Source organism: Chitinimonas naiadis (assembly GCF_054780835.1).
Window position 1 is genome coordinate 278860 of record NZ_BAAGVO010000004.1, and the last position, 18677, is coordinate 297536.

Here is an 18677-nt window from a genome sequence, read left to right on the forward strand (position 1 = left end):
AAGCCCAGGTGGCGGAATTGGTAGACGCACTAGGTTCAGGTCCTAGCGGTGGCAACACCGTGGAAGTTCGAGTCTTCTCTTGGGCACCAATCCTCGATAAAGCCGATGCATATGCATCGGCTTTATCGTTTTCTGCTTTCCCGACTCCTCTCTTCTGCAGGCCTGCATGGCGAGCACGCCCTGATAAGCCACAAGCCGCCTGCGGCTTGGCATAAGAGAAATCAAGGACTTCCAGGAAAAGCCGTTTTTTTATTGCAAATGGGATTGACAGGAAATTCTGTTCGCCCATAATGCGCCCCTCTCGACGCAACGCAGCTAACGCCGCGATGCTCGAAGCCCAGGTGGCGGAATTGGTAGACGCACTAGGTTCAGGTCCTAGCGGTGGCAACACCGTGGAAGTTCGAGTCTTCTCTTGGGCACCAATCCTCGATAAAGCCGATGCATATGCATCGGCTTTATCGTTTTCTGCGCCAGCATCGCCACCGACATCCCCAAGGCGGTCCTGCGCCGCACTCGGCGATACAACCCTACCCTCGTCCATCGCAACATCGGCACGACAAAAAATACTGCGGGAAATCGCGTTTTTCTCAGTCAACGGGATTGACAGGAAATCTGGAAAGTCTAAAATGCTGTCCTCTCGATGCACTGCGGACAACGCGGTGAAGTTCGAAGCCCAGGTGGCGGAATTGGTAGACGCACTAGGTTCAGGTCCTAGCGGTGGCAACACCGTGGAAGTTCGAGTCTTCTCTTGGGCACCAATCCTCAATAAAGCCGATGCACTTGCATCGGCTTTATTGTTTTCTGCTCGCTCGCGACATAGCCCCCCCTCACCGGCCGTCACCATGGTCACGGCCTTGTGAGTACGCTGAAGGCAGGCCTGTCGCTGCTGCATCACATCCGTGCAGCCGCAATCACGGCCAGGTAGTTACGAACGGTCGGCACCAGCCCATCATAGACCGCCTCACCAATCAATGCGTGGCCGATCGATACCTCGGCAATCTGCGGTATGTGGCGCAGGAATACACCCAGGTTGGCCTGGTTCAGGTCATGCCCGGCATTCACCCCCAGCCCCGCCCTTGCAGCCCGCTCTGCAGCCCGGACGCAATGCTCCAGCGCAAGTCCATAGTCGCCCGCTTCAAACGCCTCTGCATAAGGACCGGTATAGAGTTCGATCCGGTCGGCACCCACCTCCGCCGCCCGCTCGATGTCGGCCGAATCCGCATCCATGAAAAGGCTGACGCGACAGCCCATGGCCTTGAACTCGGCAATCAGCGGCTTGAGGCGCTCACCATCGCGTCGCAGGTCAAAACCATGATCGGACGTAATCTGCCCGTCGCTGTCCGGCACCAGCGTTGCCTGGGCTGGCCGCGCCTCGGCGCACAGCGCAACCAGGCCCGGATAGGCCTCACGTGCGGGCGCAAAGGGATTGCCTTCGACATTGAACTCGGCCTCGCAGCCTTGCAGCATGCCTGCAAGCGCCAGAACGTCATCAGGGCGGATGTGGCGCAGGTCAGGCCGGGGATGCACCGTAATGCCCCCGCAGCCGGCCTCCAGGCAGGCTTGCGCGGCCTGGGTAACACTTGGTAGCCCGCCCCCCCGCGAATTGCGCAGGATGGCGATCTTGTTGATATTGACGGATAGTACGGTCATGCAGCTTTCTCAAATGAAAACGCCCGACACATGCCGGGCGCTGACAGAACTTAGTGCTGGAAGGGATGCCGCAGCACGATGGTTTCTTCGCGATCCGGACCGGTCGAGATGATGTCGATCGGTGCACCGGTCACTTCCGCAATACGCTTCAGGTAATTACGGGCATTGAGCGGCAGATCTTCGTAGCGCTTTACGCCGAACGTGGACTCGCTCCAGCCTGGCAGCTCCTCATAGATCGGTGCACAGCCAGACAGCTCTTCGGCACCAACCGGCAGGATGTCCATGACTTCGCCGTTGACACGATAACCCGTGCACAGCTTGATCACGTCGATGCCATCCATCACGTCCATCTTGGTGACGCACAGGCCGGTTACGCCATTGATCTGGATCGAGCGCTTGAGTGCAGCAGCGTCGAACCAGCCACAGCGACGCGGGCGACCGGTAACCGAGCCAAACTCGTTGCCACGCTTGGCCAGGCCTGCACCAACGTCGTCGAACAGCTCGGTCGGGAATGGGCCCGAGCCTACGCGGGTGGTGTAGGCCTTCACAATACCCAGCACGTATTGCAGCATCTGCGGCGCGACACCGGCGCCTGGTGCAGCAGCACCCGCCACGCAGTTGCTGGAGGTCACGTACGGGTAGGTGCCGTGATCGATATCCAGCAAGGTTCCTTGGGCACCTTCGAACAGCAGTGGCTTGCCGGCCTTGTTCAGATCGTGCAGCGTGCGCGAGACATCGCCCACCATGGGCTTGATGCGCTCGGCCAGGCGCAGGGTGTCTTCCAGCGTTTTCTGGAAATCCACCGTATCGGTCTTGAAGTATTCCTTGAGCAGGAAGTTGTAGTAGGCCAGATTCTCGCCCAGCTTGGCCGCCAGGCGATCCGGGAAGAAGAGGTCCTGCACGCGGATAGCGCGGCGTGCCACCTTGTCCTCGTAAGCGGGGCCGATGCCACGACCGGTTGTACCGATCTTCTTGTCACCCTTGGCGGCTTCGCGAGCCTGGTCGAGCGCAATGTGGTACGGCAGGATCAGCGGACAGGCTTCGGAAATCTTCAGCCGGCTCTCGACATCGATGCCGGCGGTCTTGAGCTCGTCGATCTCCTTGAGCAGCGCCTCAGGCGAGATCACCACGCCGTTACCGATGAAACAGGCCTTACCCGCGTGCAAGATCCCCGACGGAATCAGGCGCAGAACGGTTTTCTTGCCACCAATGACCAGGGTATGGCCTGCATTGTGACCGCCCTGGAAACGCACCACGCCTTCAGCATGGTCTGTCAGCCAATCAACGATCTTGCCCTTGCCTTCGTCACCCCATTGGGTGCCAATCACCACGACGTTACGGCTCATGGAACTTCCTTCATTACTCAGATTGCTTGATCGCCGCGCAAGCGCGACGGGATAGAAACAGAATAGACCTTGTTGGCCGCTTTTCTCAGAGCGACTGGACTTGCCATTCGCCGCCCTGATCGACCAGCTCGCGATCGGCATGCAGCTCTTCGACATCGACGATATCGCCCAGCTTGACGACAACCGTCTCGCCGGCAGCCCGCAGGTCGCGAATGGCACCAGCCAGCTTCGCATCCAGCACATTGGGCGCCAGGATGGCGGGACGAGCGGCCGCGACCGGCAACTGCCAGGCGAGCTCTTTCAGGTCCAAGCTGAAGCCGGTGGCGGGACGGGGCCGGCCAAACTGCGCACCGACATGGTCATAGCGACCACCACGGGCAATGGCATTGGCCCAGCCCTCGGCGTAGGCGGCAAACACCAGCCCGGTATGGTAGTAACCGGAACGCAGCTCAGCCAGGTCAAAGCTTACCTGTATGCCGCGCGCCGTCAGGGCTTCCGACAACTCACGCAAGGCCTGCAGCGCGATCTTCACGCCGGCGATGGCCGGCAATTGCCGCTCAGCCGCAGCCAGGATGGAAACATCGCCATACAGGCCGGGCAAGGCAACAAGACCATCACGCAAGCCGGCGGGCAGGTTCGATACCAGGCCGGTCAGCGTAGGCACGTCCTTCTGCTGGATGGCGTGGAAGACCGACTCACGCGCTTCATCCGCAAGGCCGGCTTCATCAGCCAGGGCCAGGAACAGGCCGATGTGGCCGATATCCAGATGAACGTGCTCGATGCCGGCGAGCTTGAGGCACTCACGCATCAGCTCGACCACCTCGACGTCGGCGGCGACACCGGCATAACCGTAGATCTCGGCGCCCAACTGCAGGGGTTCGCGCGCAGCCATGATGCCATCGGGCTGGGTATGTACGACCGGGCCGGCATAGCACAGGCGCGCCACGCCCTGGCGGTTCAGCAGATGGGCGTCGATACGGGCCACCTGGGGCGTAATGTCGGCACGCAGACCCAGTTGGCGACCGCTGAGCTGGTCGGTCAGCTTGAACGTCTTCAGGTCCAGTGCCGCATCCTGGCGGGTCAACAGCGAGTCGACGTATTCGATCAGCGGCGGCTGCACCAGCTCGTAGCCAAACCCGGCGATCAGGTCGAGCGAGGCACGGCGCAAGGTCTCGACCCGACGCGCTTCGGGCGGCAACAGATCGGCAATATTCTCGGGGAGTATCCAGTTACGCATAGGGAGCAGACCGTCGCCGTTACAGCGCCAGCAGTAGTAATCCAATCAACAGTAGCAACAAGCCCATGAAACGGAGCTGCCCGTCTCGCAAGGCGCTCAGCTGGGCAACGAAACGACGCCAACCTTGAGGAGACAAAAACGGCAACAGGCCCTCGGCGATAAGCACGAGGGCCAGGGCATACACCGCATTATCCCACAAGCTCGTCACTTCGCTCGCGGGTCCTTCATATACTTGAAGAAGGAGGAGCTGGGGTCGAGCACCATGACGTCGGACTTGGACTTGAATGTCTTCTTGTAGGCATCCAGGCTCTTGTAGAACGTATAGAACTCGGGGTTTTGCCCGAATGCCGAACCGTAGATCGCAGCGGCCTTGCCGTCCCCCTCACCCATCATCTGCTGGGCCTGGTTGTAGGCGTTGGCAACAATGATCTCGCGCTGGCGATCCGCATCGGCCTTGATCTTTTCGGCATCCGCCGAGCCTTCCGAGCGCAGCTGGTTGGCGACGGTCTTGCGCTCCGAGATCATCCGGTCGAATACGGCATTGCTGATGTCGTCGGGGAAGTCGACGCGCTTGAGACGGACATCGACGATACGGATGCCGATCTTGCGGGCATCGGCATCGGCAACCTGGCTGACATCGGCCATGACTTCGTCACGCTTGCCCGAGATCACGTCCTGGACCGTGCGCTTGCCGAACTCGGCGCGCAACACGTCATTGACGGTCTTGCGCAGGCGGGCGGAGGCTGTGCGTTCGTTGCCGCCCACGCTCTTGTAGTACTGCTCGACGTCGATCACTTGCCATTTCACATAGCTGTCGACCAGCACGTTCTTCTTTTCGATCGTATTGAAACGCTCGGGGGTTTCGGCATCCATGGTCAGGATACGGCGATCAAAGTAGCGCACCGACTGCAACAGGGGCACCTTGAACTTGATGCCCGGCTCCTTGACCACACGCACCACCTCACCCAACTGGAAGACCATCGCCGCCTGGCGCTGATCGACCGAAAACACGCTCATGCTGACGACCAACAGGGCCAGCAAAACGATGATGACTGCAGGAATGATACGGCTCATGTTATCGGCCCTCCCTCTCGCCACGCAGTCCGTCCAGCCTGGACGAGCGCACTGCAGGCAGTTCAACCGGCGCGGCCGGTGCCGGTGTCTCGGCTACCGGCGCACTTTGCGGCGCCGACATCTGCATCAGCTTGTCCAGCGGCAGGTAAAGCAGATTGCCGCTGCCAGACTTCTGGTCCACCAGCACCTTGCTGGTGTTGCTCAGGATCTGCTGCATGGTGTCGAGATACATCCGGTCACGGGTGACCTGCGGCGCCTTGGCGTATTCGGTCGCGACCTGCTTGAAGCGGGCAGCATTACCTTCGGCTTCAGCAATCACCCGCTGCTTGTAGCCGTCGGCCTCTTGAAGCAGGCGTGCTGCGGTGCCTCGCGCCTTCGGGATGACATCGTTGGCGTAGGCAATACCTTCATTGGTCTGTTTGACCTTGTCCTGGCCGGCCTTGACCGCGTCCGCAAAGGCAGCCTGCACTTCTTCCGGCGGCTGCACGTCATTGATGTTGACGCGAATCACGCGGATGCCCGAACCATAGGCATCAAGCAGGTTCTGGATCAGGCGCGTGGAATCGGCGGCGATCTGCGAACGACCTTCGTTCAGCACGAAATCGACCTTGTTGCGACCGACGATCTCACGGATCGAGGTCTCGGCAACCTGCTTGACGATATCGCGGCCATCACTGTCAGCGCTGGCGTTGTTGAATACGAAATCCTTGGCATCCTTGATGTCGTACTGGACCTCAAGCTGCATATCCAGAATGTTCTGGTCCTGCGTCAACATCAGCGATTCGCTGGCTACGCGGTTCTTGGTGCTTCCCTGGAAGCCGACTTCCACCGAGCGGTTTTCCGACAGCTTGACGATCTCGTTCTGCTCGATAGGCCAAGGCATGCGCCAGTGCAGACCGGAATCCGTTGTCTGCACATAGCGGCCAAAACGCAGCACGACGGATTCTTCGCGCGCATCGACCACGTAGAAGCCGCTGGCAACCCAAAGTACGATTACCACGCCAGCCACCACGCCGACACCGCCCAACAAGGCCTTGCCATCATTGGCGCCACCAGGGCCAGGTTCGCTAGGTCGGCTGGGTCGTCCACCGAAGAACTGCTTCAGCTTGTTGGTGAACTGCCGGATGATTTCGTCCAGATCAGGCGGGCCATCCTTACCGCGGCGGCCCCATTGCGGGTCTTGAGACATATAAGGTCTTTATTCCGTTTTTGTTGGGTCGTAAACAGTTGCAGCCGTTACGCCGCGACCAGACTCTTGCGCCTGGCCGTCGACAGCTTCGACCAGCGCCTGACGCAATAGATCCAGGCCCAGCGCGTTTTTCGCGCTAATACGAACCGCGCGAATCCTACCATACTCGTCCCGCTCGATTACCGGCTCACCCGCCCTCAGATCGATCTTGTTGAACACCACGATCTGCTGGATGTCGTCCGCCGAAATTTCCTTGAGCACCGAATCCACTGCAGCGATCTGCGCATCGCGCGTATCACTGGCACTGTCGACGACATGCAGCAACAAATCAGCCCGGACGGTTTCTTCCAGCGTGGCCGTGAAAGCCGCTACCAGGCCGTGCGGCAGGTCGCGGATGAAACCCACGGTATCGGACAACACGATGGAATGATCCACATCCAGGAACAATTTGCGGCTCGTCGTATCCAGCGTAGCAAACAGTTGGTCGGCTGCATAAGCCTTGGCATGGGTCAACGCGTTGAACAAGGTGGATTTGCCGGCGTTGGTATAGCCGACCAGCGACACCGAGAACTGCTTGCCGCGCTCGCGCGAGCGGCGTTGTGTATCACGCTGGCGCTGCAGGTCCTTGAGCTTGTCCTTCAAACGCTTCACCCGCTCGGTGATCATGCGCTTGTCCATCTCGAGCTGCGTTTCCCCGGGACCGCCACGCGCGCCGACACCGCCCCCCTGCCGCTCCAAGTGAGTCCAGCCCCGTACCAGGCGGGTGGACATGTACTGTAGCTGCGCCAGCTCAACCTGCAGCTTGCCTTCGTTGGAGCGAGCACGCTGGCCGAAGATATCCAGGATAAGCCGGACTCTGTCTGATACACGACACTCGAGCGAGCGCTCCAGGTTACGTTCCTGAGCACCGCTGAGCGCGTGGTTGAACAGCACCGTATGGGCATTGGTCGCCTGCACGGCAGCGGCAATTTCATCCACCTTGCCACTGCCGGCAAACAGCTTGGGATCTGGCCTTTGCCGCTTGCCCTGAATGATGGCAGTGACCTTGTAGCCATTACCGGTGGCCAGCAGTTTGAATTCTTCTATGTTCTCGAGATAGTCCGGCTCACCGAAGTCCAGACAGACAAGAACGGCATGATCCCCACCCTGATGACGTTCAAACACGCAGTTTTTCCAGGTTAATACTTAGAGTCGGCACAACAAACGGGGCGCCGTAGCGCCCCTGTTTGCCATGTGGCGCAGATTGATCACGCATCTGCTGGCGCAGCAGCCTGGTCCTTGTCGTAAGGAATAGTGACCGGACGGGCCGGTACGACGGTCGAAATGGCGTGCTTGTAAACCATTTGGGTCACGGTGTTGCGCAGCAGCACAACATACTGATCAAACGATTCGATCTGGCCTTGCAGCTTGATGCCGTTTACCAGATAGATAGAAACAGGTACGTGCTCCTTGCGCAGGATATTCAGAAACGGGTCTTGTAGCATTTGCCCTTTTGCGCTCATTTGTAGTTCTCCACTATTGAAAATTAAAAAACGACGTTGTCCGTCAAGTTCCTGCGAAGCTCAGTACCAGTAATCACTTTTAGCAGCTTTTCCGTCAAGCACAAACCGGGATTGCAGCAAGCAAGTACCTAGCCCTTCCTCAGCGTCTTGCGCTCAGGCTTCTTTTCTCCACGCATGGCACCCTTGCGATCGGGCTTGTATTCACCAGGCTTGGTATCGTAGGGGTTCTCGCCCTTCTTGAACTGTACACGCAGAGGTGTGCCCTGCAGTTTGAACATCTTCAGGAAGGAATGTTCCATATAGCGCCAATAACTGTCTGGAATCTGTTCCAGCGCAGTACCGTGGACGATCACCACCGGCGGGTTCATACCACCCTGGTGAGCATACTTCAGCTTCGGCCGAACCATGCCGGCCCGTGGCGGTTGCTGCTTTTCCACGGCCAATTGCAGGGCTCGGGTCAGGCGCGGCGTCGGCAACTTGGCCATGGCGGCCTTGTAGGCGGCATTGATGCTGGCAAAGAGGTCACCTACCCCCTGCCCTTCCAGGGCCGAGATATAGTGGAAACGGGCAAAGGCCAGGAAGCCCAGCTTGCGGGCGATATCGCGCTTGACCTGGTCGCGGCGATATTCGTCCAGACCCTCCCACTTGTTGACCGCCACGACCATGGCGCGCCCGGCCTCCAGCGCAAAACCGGCGATATGGGCATCCTGCTCGGCCACATCCTGGCGAGCATCGAGCACCAGGACCACGACGTTCGCGTCTTCAATTGCCTGCATGGTCTTCACAACCGAGAATTTCTCGATCACTTCGTTGACCTTGCCCCGCTTGCGTACGCCGGCGGTGTCGATGATGGTGTATTGCTGTTCGTTGCGCTCGAAGTCGATATGGATGGAGTCGCGCGTGGTACCAGGCTGGTCGAAGGCAATGACGCGCTCTTCACCCAGAATGGCGTTCACCAGCGTCGACTTGCCCACATTGGGACGGCCGATGATGGCGAATTTGGGGTGCTCCGGCAGCTCTTCCTCGGCTTCTACCTCAAAACCGCTCAGTACGTCGTCCAGCAACCCCCGCACGCCTTCGCCATGACTGGCGGAGATGGGCCAGGGCTCGCCCAGCGCCAGTTCGTAGAACTCGGCGGAAACGACCGAATAGTTCAGGCCTTCCGCCTTGTTCACGGCCAAACGCACGGGCCGATTCAGCTGGCGCAGCCGGTTGGCGATCAACTTGTCCTGCGGGGTAAGACCAATACGGGCATCAACGATGAAGATGACTGCGTCGGCCTCATCGATGGCCTGCAGGGTCTGGCGTGCCATTTCGTGCAGGATGCCATCGTCTGCCACCGGCTCGAAACCGCCGGTATCGACACAAAGGTATGGCTTGCCCCCCACCTTGCCGTGACCATAGTGGCGGTCACGGGTCAGGCCCGGCATGTCGGCAACCAGCGCGTCACGGCTCTTGGTCAGCCGATTGAACAGCGTGGATTTACCTACATTGGGTCGGCCAACAAGGGCGATGGTGGGTTTCATTGTGTTCCTTGATTACTTCACTACGAGGGCGTGCAAGCCGCCACTCTCCGTCTGCACGATCAACTTGTCGTTGATCACGCGTGGTGCGACCAGCACACGGCTCTTGTCCGTCTGCAGGCGTGCCACGATATTTCCATCCACCGGCGAGAGCAGGTGGACATAACCTTCAAAGTCGCCGACTGCCACATGACCAGCATAGACTGCCGGACCGCTGACACGGCGACCATACAGGCCAGTCTGCTTCCAGAGACTGCGGCCACCGGAACGCTCGAACGCCTGCACATTGCCGGTTTCGTCGCTGACATAGACTTTGTCGCCATCCATGGCGAGGCCGGAATAGCTCGACACGTCACGCGACCACAACATGCTGCCATTGCTGATCGCAAAACAGGCGACCTTGCCCTGGAAGGCAACGGCGCAAACGGTGCCACGGTCCACGACAGGTGCCGAAGTCACGTCACTGATACGTTCCAGCTCGGTAGCCCCCTTGGGCTGAGCCACCACGGACTCCCACAATACGCGGCCGTCGGCAAGCGACAGGGAGGCCATGCGACCGGAAGCCAGGCCTACATAGACTGCGCCATCGGCGATGGTGACCGGTGCGTAATTACGCAGAATCAGCGAAGGCTGACTGCGCTGGAACTGCCAGCGTACCTTGCCGTCAGTCGCATTCAGCCCCCAGACCTTGCCATCGACAGTGCGCACCACGGCCACGCCTTCGGAAACGGCCGGCGGGGAGACCATTTCGCTGGAAACACGTGTCACCCAGCGCTGCTTGCCATCCGCTTCCCAGCCGTAGACATCGCCCTTGAGCGTACCAGCCACCACCAGGCCGCTCGCGGCACCGATGCCGCCGGCCAGGGGCTTGTCGCTGCGAACCTCGCCAACCTTGCGACCGTCAGCCAATGCGAAGCCGGCAACGCCGTTAACGCCAGCCATGTAAACGGCATTGCCGGTCACATCGGGGGCAAAGCGGAACAGGCCGGACACGTCCGAACCGAACCAGCCAAACAGGCCGCTGGAGGAGAACGACATGTTCCAGCTGGACTGCAGGTTGACGCTATTCTTCATGTCCTTGAGCGGCGTCGGCTGCGGGCTGTTGTCAGTACCGGCGCAGGCTGCCAGCAATGCGGTCAAACCAACGATGGCGAGCTTGTTCATCATGCCCCCAGCGCCGACAGCTTGGTTTCCAGTATGTTGCGGTTTGGCGCATCCTTTTCCATCTTCAGCAGGCCTTGCTCATAGGCCTTCTTTGCACCGGCAGCATCACCCTTCAGTGCGAGGACGTCGCCACGGGCTTCGGCAAAATTGGCGATAAAACCTTCGGCCTTCGGCGCATCAACCAGCTTCAAGGCTGCATCGTATTGCTTCTGGTCGGCAAGGACAGCCGCCAGGCGCAGGCGGGCGATATCGCCGACGGCGTCTTCCTTGGCGTTGCTGACAACCCACTCCAGTGCCGACTTGGCCTTGTCGAGGTCATTGGCATCGAAAGCGACCTTGGCCGCCAGCAGCATGGCGCGCGCGGTCATGGCATGGCCCGACTGGTTCTTGGCCATGTCATCTGCCGCAGCGCGAGTCTTTGCGACATCCTTGGCGGCAAAAGCGGTTTCAACCGCCATGAAGGCGTTTGCGGCCGATTCGCCCTGCGACTTCTGCCAGGCTTTCCAGCCCATACTGCCGAAATAGCCAACGAGCACCGCGACCAGCGCGGCGATTACCAGCTTGCCCCACTGCGCCCACCAGGCCTTCAGTTCAGCGATCTGTTCCTGTTCCTGCAAATCAAAAGCGGCCATCTGAGTGCGTTTCCGTCTTCGTTAACAAGTTGCGTGTTAGCGCGCCGACTGCTGGGCGCGTATCCGTTTGAAAATATCCACCATAAACCAACCCATCAGCACGAGGCCAACGAGCAGCAAAACCAGACCAACCCACCATGCCGACAACAAGGGATGCAAGTTCGTCCCCCGGCCCACCAGCGCCGACAGCCCCAGGGCTGCCAGCAAAGCGCCCAGCACGTTCAGTACAAACAGCTTGAGCGAGACCTTGAGTTTGCGCCCCGGTTCCATGCCATCAGCTCCGCAGTGCGGAAAGTACATCTGTCCGGGTGACGCTGCGCTGTTCGCCACCATCGCGCAGTGGCTTGATCACCACGGTACCGTCGGCGGCTTCATTGTCGCCGATGATCAACGCGAAGGCCGCACCGGATGCATCCGCCTTCTTCATCTGCGACTTGAAACTGCCACCGCCGGCGTGCATTGCCACGCTCAGGCCACCATTGCGTAATTGCTCGGCCAGACCAGGCGCAACCAGCTCGGCAGCCTCGCCAGCATTGACGAGATACACATCCGGCGCGTCGCTCGCAGTGACGCCATACTCCTGCATCAACAGGAATACGCGCTCCATGCCCATGCCAAAACCGCAGGCCGGCGTCGCCTTGCCGCCTAGCGTTTCTACCAACGTGTCATAGCGGCCACCACCGGCGATCGTGCCCTGGGCGCCGAGCCGGGTTGTCACCCACTCGAATACCGTACGGTTGTAGTAATCGAGGCCGCGGACCAGGCGGGTATTGAGTGTGTAGGCGACGCCGGCATCGTCGAGCAGGCGGCAGAGTCGCTCGTAGTGGCTGCGGCTTTCGTCGCCCAGCACATCAAATAGCTTGGGTGCCGCGTTGATCATGTCCTGCATGCGCGGGTTCTTGCTATCGAGTATGCGTAGCGGATTGGCATGCAGACGGCGTTTGGCATCCTCGTCCAGCAATTCGGCATGCTGTTCGAAATAGGCGATCAAGGTCTGGCGATAGGCGGCACGCTCGGCTGCGTCACCGATGGTATTGATCTGAAGCTCGACATCGGCGATGCCCAGCTCACGCCACAAGCGCGCCAGCATGATCATCTGCTCGGCATCCACGTCGGGACCATCGTAACCAAAGGCTTCCGCGCCGATCTGATGGAACTGGCGCTGACGACCCTTCTGCACGTTCTCATGGCGGAACATGGGACCCATGTACCAGAGCCGTTGCGGACCGTTGTAGGTCAGGCTGTGCTCGACCACGGCGCGGACACAACCCGCCGTACCCTCGGGCCGCAAGGCCAGCTTGTCGCCATTGAGGGCGTCGGTCCAGGCGTACATTTCCTTCTCGACGATGTCAGTATGCTCGCCGACACCCCGCACGAACAGGCCAGTCGGCTCGACGATAGGTAGACGGATATTCCGGTAGCCATATTGGGCCAGCACACGCCGGGCCGTGTCTTCCAGCTTCTGCCAGAGCGCGGTGTTGCCCGGCAGGATGTCGTAGAAACCTTTGATGCTTTGAAACTTGTCAGCCATTTACAGCGCTTTCACGGGGATGATCTTAGCGGCGCCAGCACGGCGCAGCTTGCCGCCTTCCGCATAATTGAGGCGCACATAGTCGTCGACGATGGTCTGGAAATCCTCGGCAATCGCATCGCCCTTCAGGGTGACGGTCTTGACGCCATCTACGAACACCGGCGCGACCGGTACTTCGCCCGTACCAGGAAGGCTGATGCCGATATTGGCCAGCTTGGACTCCCCGGGACCATTCACCACGCAGCCCATCACGGCGACGTTCAGGGTCTCGACGCCGGGAAACTCCGCGCGCCAGACCGGCATCTGCTCGCGCAGATAGCGCTGGATCTTCTGCGCCAGTTCCTGAAAGAACGTAGAGGTGGTGCGGCCACACCCCGGGCAAGCCGTCACCAGCGGAGTAAAAGAGCGGATGCCCATGGTCTGCAGGATCTCCTGCGCCACCACGACCTCCTTGGTACGCGGCTCGCCTGGCTCGGGCGTCAGGGAAACGCGGATGGTATCGCCAATGCCTTCCTGCAGCAGCACGGACAAGGCAGCCGTGGACGCCACGATGCCCTTGGAGCCCATGCCGGCCTCGGTCAGGCCCAGGTGCAGCGGGTAGTCGCAACGACTGCCCAGATCACGGTAGACCTTGATCAGGTCCTGCACCGCGCTGACCTTGCAAGAGATGATGATCTTGTCCGCGCCCAGCCCAAGCGCCTCTGCCTGGGCGGCGCTCTCGAGTGCCGACTGGATCAGTGCCTCGCGCATCAGTGCGTCGGCACTCAGCGGCTGCGGCAACTGCGCGTTCTCGTCCATCATCCGCGCCATCTTGGCCTGGTCCAGGCTGCCCCAGTTCACGCCGATGCGTACCGGCTTGTCGTACTCGATCGCCATGGCGATCATCGCCGCAAACTGCTCGTCCCGCTTGGAGCCCTTGCCCACATTACCCGGGTTGATACGGTATTTTGCCAACGCACGGGCGCAGTCCGGATATTGGGTCAGCAGCTTGTGCCCATTGAAATGGAAGTCTCCCACCAGCGGCACGTTGCAACCCATCTCATCTAGCCGGCGGCGGATTTCACCCACCTGGGCCGCGGCCTCCGGCGAGTTGACTGTGATCCGCACCACCTCCGAGCCAGCCTGCCACAGTTCGAATACCTGCTGAGCAGTGCCGGCCGCATCGGCGGTGTCGGTATTAGTCATGGATTGGACAACGACAGGCGCATCGCCACCGACCGGCACATGGCCGACCATGACGCGCCGGGAAGAGCGACGGGGAAGCAGACTCATCAGTTCAACTCGAGATTGGCAACATCGACCTTGATATAAGGCGTCAGATCGGTAGGTTTACCCTTGTAGTACAGCTCGGTCTGATGACCATTGCCGATACGGATCTTGTAAGGGGGGGTGCCGCCGACGCTACGGGTTTCGCCAGCGGACAGGACCTGGTTGATCAGGCGCCGGCCGGTCGAATCGGTAATCTGTACCCAGCTATCCTTCTTGGCGACCAGGCGCAAATCGCCGCTTGTCACGGGCAAGGCCGCGGGCGCGACGACAGCAACCGGCGCGGGAGTGGTAACGGCAGGTGGCACCGGCGCACTAGCCGGCGCCGTCGCAGTAGCGACAACCGGTGGCGCTACCACGGCTGGAGCCGGGGCGACCGTTGGCATCGCCGGGGCGACATCGGTCGTCGATGCCGACGCGGAAGCCGTATCGGCGAGGGGTACGCCGGCAGCAGCAGCCTGCTCGGGCGTAGTGGTCAACGCGGCTTCTGGTGTAGTCGATGTAGCTGGTGCCTCTGGCGCTACGACCGTAGTCGGCGCAACCGGCTGAGCAGACGCGCCATCCTTGAGCATCAGCTCCGGCTCAAAGGCGCCGCGCTGAACGTAAAACCACCAGTAGCTTCCGGCGCCACCCAGCGCAACCAGGAGGCCGACAACCAGAGCCGGCACCGAGAGCACACGTGCGGCATTGCCGCCTGGGCGCAACACCGGCAAGGCCTCGTCGCGCAAGCGCGGTAGCGCAGCCTGGGCGGCTTCCTTGGGCAGGTGACTATCGAGGAACTGGATCAAGGGCTGGGCATCGAGTTCCAGCAGGCGGGCATAGTTTCGAACAAAGCCCCGAACAAAGGTATTGCCCGGCAAAGCGCTGTATTCATCGGCTTCCAGCGCCTCGACCTGACGCTTGGACAGCTTCAGCTTGTTGGATACATCGGCGACGGACAACCCAGCCTCCCGCCGGTGAGCGGCGAGGATGGCACCGGGCGTCGGCGTGGCAGTGACAACAACAGGGGTGGGCTGATCAGATGTTGATTCTTGGCTCATCTCGGGCGGCATGCCGGGCGGCTCTCTGGTAAGGGTGGAACTAGTCATACTGGCCGTTGGCCAATCGACGTGCTTCTTCGCTATTCGGGAAACGACTCTTCAATTCCTTGGCATAGCCGGCTTCAGCCTCGCTGTTGCCAAGGCGACGTTCGTTACGGACATTCAGCCAGAGCGCTTCTGCAGCCGGCGTACCCAGGCGCGCCTGACGGGCGAGCAGTACCCGGGTGCTATCATACTCGGCTCGGGCAAAGGCCAATTGCGCGAGGCCCAGCAAGGTACCAGGATTATCCGCCTGCGCGCGATCGGCTTTACGCAGGAAATCCTCGGCCTGCCTCAATTCACCGGCCTTGATGGAGCAAAGCCCGGCTTGTTGCAGGGATTTCTCCGGACGGTCATAGAGCGGGTTCTTGAGCGCGTTCGCAAAATAGCGCAGGGACTCAGCCGCCAAGTTCCGCTTGTTGCACAGGAACCAGCCGAAATTGTGATTAATGTCCGGATCCCGGCTATCGATATCCAGCGCCCGCCGGAAACTCTTGTCGGCGGTATCCAGCTCATTCAGGTCGGTGTAAACCAAGCCTTGCACGTTGTAGGCCAGTGCATAGTCAGGCTTGGCCAGCAAAGCGCTTTTCAGTTCTTCCAGGGCAACGCCGTACTGGCCGCGACTATAGTAGCTGGCCGCCAGCTGGGTACGCAGACTGGCAACTTTCAGGCGAGGATCCTGCTCTTCCGCCCGCACCATGCCAAGCGACAATACGAACAGCAAAACAGCAAACATCCCCTGCCTCATGCCCTACTCCCTTACCAGTTGAATGGTTGTCGTCGTCTTGCCCTCAGCGGCAAGCCGGAGCGTACGCTTGGTCTTATCCTTGACCTGGCCGGCCAACTGGCCACAGGCGGCGTCGATATCGTCACCGCGCGTCTTGCGGACCGTCACTACATAGCCGGCCTGGATCAGGTGATCCCGGAAGCGACGGATCGCATCCGCCTTGGATCGCCCGTAGCCTGAATTCGGAAAAGGGTTGAAAGGTATCAGATTGAACTTGCAAGGCACATCCTTGACGAGCGCCACAAGTTGCTTTGCATGCTCGAAAGTGTCATTTACACCATCCAGCATCACATATTCGAAGGTGATGAAGTCCCGCGGGGCTTTTTCAAGGTAACGCAGGCAGGCCGCCATCAGTTCCTTGAGCGGATACTTCTTGTTGATCGGCACGATCTCGTCGCGCAGCGCGTCGTTCGGCGCATGCAGCGACACAGCCAGTGCAACGGGACAAGCTTCGCGCAGTCTATCCATCTGCGGCACCAGGCCCGAGGTGGAAAGCGTCACGCGACGGCGGCTCAGGCCGTAGGCGTTGTCATCCAGCATCAGGCGCATGGCGGCAACGACATTGTCGAAGTTTGCCAGCGGCTCGCCCATCCCCATCATCACCACATTGGAGACGATGCGATCCCCTTTGGGATCACGTCCCAGCGCCTTGTTGGCCCACCAGAGCTGGCCGATGATCTCGGCCGTGCTGAGGTTGCGATTGAAGCCTTGCCGCCCGGTGGAGCAGAAAGTGCATTCCAGGGCACAGCCAACCTGGCTGGAGACGCACAACGTACCGCGGTCGTCCTCGGGAATGAACACCGCCTCGACACCGTTGCCGGTGCCAACGTCCAGCAGCCACTTGCGGGTGCCGTCGTCGGACTTTTGTTCCAGCATCAAGCTGGGCGGCATGATGACTGCCTCCGCCGCCAGCTTTTCTCGCGTCACCTTGGCGATGTCCGTCATGGCATTGAAATCTGACTCGCCGAAATGGTGAATCCAGCGCATCAGCTGTTTGGCACGAAACGGCTTCTCGCCACGCTCCGCGAGGAAGGTGGCAAAGCGTTGCGCATCAAAATCAAGCAGATTAACGGACATGGCCTAGGCTCAACAATTAACGGCCGTAAACTTCGGAGGCCGCGAAGAAGTAGGCGATCTCGATAGCGGCGTTTTCGGCGCTGTCGGAACCGTGAACGGCGTTGGCATCGATCGAATCGGCGAAGTCAGCGCGGATGGTGCCCTTGTCGGCTTTCTTCGGATCGGTAGCGCCCATCAGGTCGCGGTGCTTGGCAACGGCGCCTTCGCCTTCCAGAGCCTGGATGATCACCGGGCCGGAGACCATGAAGTCAACCAGATCCTTGAAGAAAGGACGTTCCTTGTGTACAGCGTAGAAGCCTTCGGCCTCAGCGCGCGACAGGTGCTTCATCTTGGCAGCGACAATCTTCAGACCTGCGGTTTCGAAACGGGTATAAATCTGGCCGATGACGTTCTTGGCAACGGCGTCGGGCTTGATGATGGACAGGGTGCGTTCAATTGCCATGGGTACACTCCAAAAATCGTAAAGTAGACAAAGTAAGGAACAAAAAAGTTTTAAGCTGCAAGCCCGCTCGCATCGCGTCCACGTAGCTTGTCGGCGTAAAAATGACCGAATATTCTAACAGCTTTGCTGCCGTGACGCGCAAAAGCCATACCAGCTGCGTCGAAACATTCAAAACAGGGAGCGCCGCGTAGCGGCGAACATGCAATTGAGCGCGATCCGTCCCAGCCCGAACCGCCCGGCAGCCCATACCGCCAACGAAGAAGCCGATGAGCAAAGTGAAATCCGCCAGCGCCTGATGCAGCGGCTTGCCATAGCCATCTGCCTGATCATCGGCGTCGCGATCGCCATCACCCTGCTCAATCGACTGGAGGGTGACCCCAAGGTGGAGGTGGAAGGACCCAGCATCAATCCCCTGCAAGCCGAAGCGCCGCCCCGGCACGAGACGCCGGCCGTGGTGACGGCGGAAAAACCGCCCGTTATCGAGCCTGCCATTGCGGCGCCAGAACCCGCCCCGGCGCCGGCACAGACCGCCAGCGCACCATCCGCCACAACACCCATCACGCCCATAGAGCCTGCGCCAGCCACCGCCGGCAGCAATGCCGCCTCCCCCCCACAAGCCAGCGCATCTGCAGCCCCACCCGTCAAGACAAACGCCACCTCGAAACCGGCTGGCGGCAAGATTATCAGCGAACCAGACGATGCGCCGTCCGTGGCCAGCAAACCGGTGGCACCACCCAAGCCGGTTGCCAGCGTCGTCATACCCAGTGCGCCGACAATTCCCAAGCCCGCCGCCCAAGCGGCCACTCCTGCGCCAGCGCCGGCACCGGCGCGGCAACCGTCACTGGTACTTGCACCGCCGCCCAAGGCTGCCGCTCCTGCCGCGCCAACACCAGAGCAAACCATTACGTCTCTGGCGGCGGGCGTCCTGCCACCAGGTAGCCGCGGCTTCACCGTCCAGGCCGGGGTCTTTCAAAGCAGCGATAATGCCGGCAAATTGATCGATCGCCTCAATGCGGCCGGCATCCCTGCCCGGCTGGAGACCCGGGTTCAGGTCGGTCCGTTCAAGAACAAGGACGAAGCGGAGCTGATCATGCGCCGCATGCGTGAACTCGGCATGACACCAATCCTGCAAACCCCGGCCTCCTGATGTCGGCGGATATCTCCGACCGTCGCGGGAC

Annotated in this window: 19 protein-coding genes and 3 tRNA genes; 4 read left to right on the top strand and 18 right to left on the bottom strand. The window is 60.5% G+C overall.

Annotated elements, in window-relative coordinates:
- The first annotated feature begins 2 nt into the window (after window positions 1-2).
- From ACYVHK_RS07200 to ACYVHK_RS07210, 3 genes are all read left to right on the top strand, one after another.
- A tRNA-Leu gene (locus tag ACYVHK_RS07200) sits at window positions 3-89 on the top strand.
- A gap of 246 nt (window positions 90-335) precedes the next feature.
- Window positions 336-422 (top strand) — tRNA-Leu (locus ACYVHK_RS07205).
- A 249-nt stretch (window positions 423-671) separates the two neighbouring features.
- Window positions 672-758, top strand: a tRNA-Leu gene (locus tag ACYVHK_RS07210).
- A 133-nt stretch (window positions 759-891) separates the two neighbouring features.
- Here the strand turns inward: ACYVHK_RS07210 and ACYVHK_RS07215 are convergent.
- The 18 genes from ACYVHK_RS07215 to ndk form a co-directional block, all read right to left on the bottom strand.
- On the bottom strand, window positions 892-1650 hold the full coding sequence (locus tag ACYVHK_RS07215) for a pyridoxine 5'-phosphate synthase (protein ID WP_460529112.1): 759 nt from the start codon (window positions 1648-1650) through the stop codon (window positions 892-894).
- 50 nt (window positions 1651-1700) lie between these two features.
- Window positions 1701-2996 carry an adenylosuccinate synthetase gene (locus tag ACYVHK_RS07220; protein ID WP_460529115.1) on the bottom strand — a complete coding sequence of 432 codons (1296 nt, stop codon included), beginning with the start codon at window positions 2994-2996 and terminating at the stop codon, window positions 1701-1703.
- A gap of 85 nt (window positions 2997-3081) precedes the next feature.
- Window positions 3082-4233: an ATP phosphoribosyltransferase regulatory subunit gene (locus ACYVHK_RS07225; RefSeq protein WP_460529118.1), complete on the bottom strand. Its 1152-nt coding sequence runs from the start codon at window positions 4231-4233 to the stop codon at window positions 3082-3084.
- A 19-nt stretch (window positions 4234-4252) separates the two neighbouring features.
- Window positions 4253-4441, bottom strand: a complete 189-nt coding sequence (locus ACYVHK_RS07230) for a DUF2065 domain-containing protein (protein ID WP_460529121.1) — start codon at window positions 4439-4441, stop codon at window positions 4253-4255.
- A complete protein-coding gene (hflC, locus tag ACYVHK_RS07235) occupies window positions 4438-5307 on the bottom strand; it encodes a protease modulator HflC (RefSeq protein WP_460529124.1) in 870 nt (289 codons plus the stop codon). The genes ACYVHK_RS07230 and hflC overlap by 4 nt, the downstream gene beginning before the upstream one ends.
- Before the next feature lies 1 nt (window position 5308).
- Entirely contained in the window at window positions 5309-6496 is a 1188-nt protein-coding gene (gene hflK / locus ACYVHK_RS07240; protein ID WP_460529127.1) for a protease modulator HflK, read from the bottom strand.
- Between the two features lie 9 nt (window positions 6497-6505).
- Window positions 6506-7660 carry an HflX GTPase family protein gene (gene hflX, locus ACYVHK_RS07245; RefSeq protein ID WP_460529130.1) on the bottom strand — a complete coding sequence of 385 codons (1155 nt, stop codon included), beginning with the start codon at window positions 7658-7660 and terminating at the stop codon, window positions 6506-6508.
- Window positions 7661-7743: 83 nt separating this feature from the next.
- Window positions 7744-7998: an RNA chaperone Hfq gene (gene hfq, locus ACYVHK_RS07250; protein WP_460529133.1), complete on the bottom strand. Its 255-nt coding sequence runs from the start codon at window positions 7996-7998 to the stop codon at window positions 7744-7746.
- Between the two features lie 128 nt (window positions 7999-8126).
- Window positions 8127-9524: a ribosome biogenesis GTPase Der gene (der, locus tag ACYVHK_RS07255; RefSeq protein WP_460529136.1), complete on the bottom strand. Its 1398-nt coding sequence runs from the start codon at window positions 9522-9524 to the stop codon at window positions 8127-8129.
- Between the two features lie 12 nt (window positions 9525-9536).
- Entirely contained in the window at window positions 9537-10688 is a 1152-nt protein-coding gene (gene bamB / locus ACYVHK_RS07260) for a PQQ-binding-like beta-propeller repeat protein (RefSeq protein WP_460529139.1), read from the bottom strand.
- Window positions 10685-11317, bottom strand: coding sequence for a YfgM family protein (locus tag ACYVHK_RS07265; protein ID WP_460529142.1), 633 nt, complete (start codon window positions 11315-11317; stop codon window positions 10685-10687). The genes bamB and ACYVHK_RS07265 overlap by 4 nt, the downstream gene beginning before the upstream one ends.
- A 36-nt stretch (window positions 11318-11353) precedes the next feature.
- The gene (locus tag ACYVHK_RS07270; protein WP_460529145.1) at window positions 11354-11587 is read right to left on the bottom strand and encodes a hypothetical protein; all 234 of its coding nucleotides are present in this window, start codon (window positions 11585-11587) and stop codon (window positions 11354-11356) included.
- A gap of 4 nt (window positions 11588-11591) precedes the next feature.
- On the bottom strand, window positions 11592-12848 hold the full coding sequence (gene hisS, locus ACYVHK_RS07275; protein WP_460529148.1) for a histidine--tRNA ligase: 1257 nt from the start codon (window positions 12846-12848) through the stop codon (window positions 11592-11594).
- Complete coding sequence (gene ispG / locus ACYVHK_RS07280) at window positions 12849-14120, bottom strand: flavodoxin/ferredoxin-dependent (E)-4-hydroxy-3-methylbut-2-enyl-diphosphate synthase (protein ID WP_460529151.1); 1272 nt, start codon at window positions 14118-14120, stop codon at window positions 12849-12851.
- Window positions 14120-15202: a RodZ domain-containing protein gene (locus ACYVHK_RS07285; protein WP_460529154.1), complete on the bottom strand. Its 1083-nt coding sequence runs from the start codon at window positions 15200-15202 to the stop codon at window positions 14120-14122. Before ACYVHK_RS07285 ends, ispG begins: the two co-directional genes overlap by 1 nt.
- Window positions 15195-15929, bottom strand: a complete 735-nt coding sequence (gene pilW / locus ACYVHK_RS07290) for a type IV pilus biogenesis/stability protein PilW (RefSeq protein WP_460529157.1) — start codon at window positions 15927-15929, stop codon at window positions 15195-15197. Before pilW ends, ACYVHK_RS07285 begins: the two co-directional genes overlap by 8 nt.
- A gap of 15 nt (window positions 15930-15944) precedes the next feature.
- The gene (gene rlmN / locus ACYVHK_RS07295) at window positions 15945-17057 is read right to left on the bottom strand and encodes a 23S rRNA (adenine(2503)-C(2))-methyltransferase RlmN (protein ID WP_460529160.1); all 1113 of its coding nucleotides are present in this window, start codon (window positions 17055-17057) and stop codon (window positions 15945-15947) included.
- A gap of 16 nt (window positions 17058-17073) precedes the next feature.
- Window positions 17074-17499, bottom strand: coding sequence for a nucleoside-diphosphate kinase (ndk, locus tag ACYVHK_RS07300; RefSeq protein ID WP_460529163.1), 426 nt, complete (start codon window positions 17497-17499; stop codon window positions 17074-17076).
- Window positions 17500-17698: 199 nt separating this feature from the next.
- Here ndk and ACYVHK_RS07305 point away from each other — a divergent pair, with 199 nt between their 5' ends.
- Window positions 17699-18646 (top strand): SPOR domain-containing protein, encoded by a 948-nt coding sequence (locus ACYVHK_RS07305; RefSeq protein ID WP_460529166.1) that lies wholly within the window; start codon window positions 17699-17701, stop codon window positions 18644-18646.
- The last annotated feature ends 31 nt before the right edge of the window (window positions 18647-18677 follow it).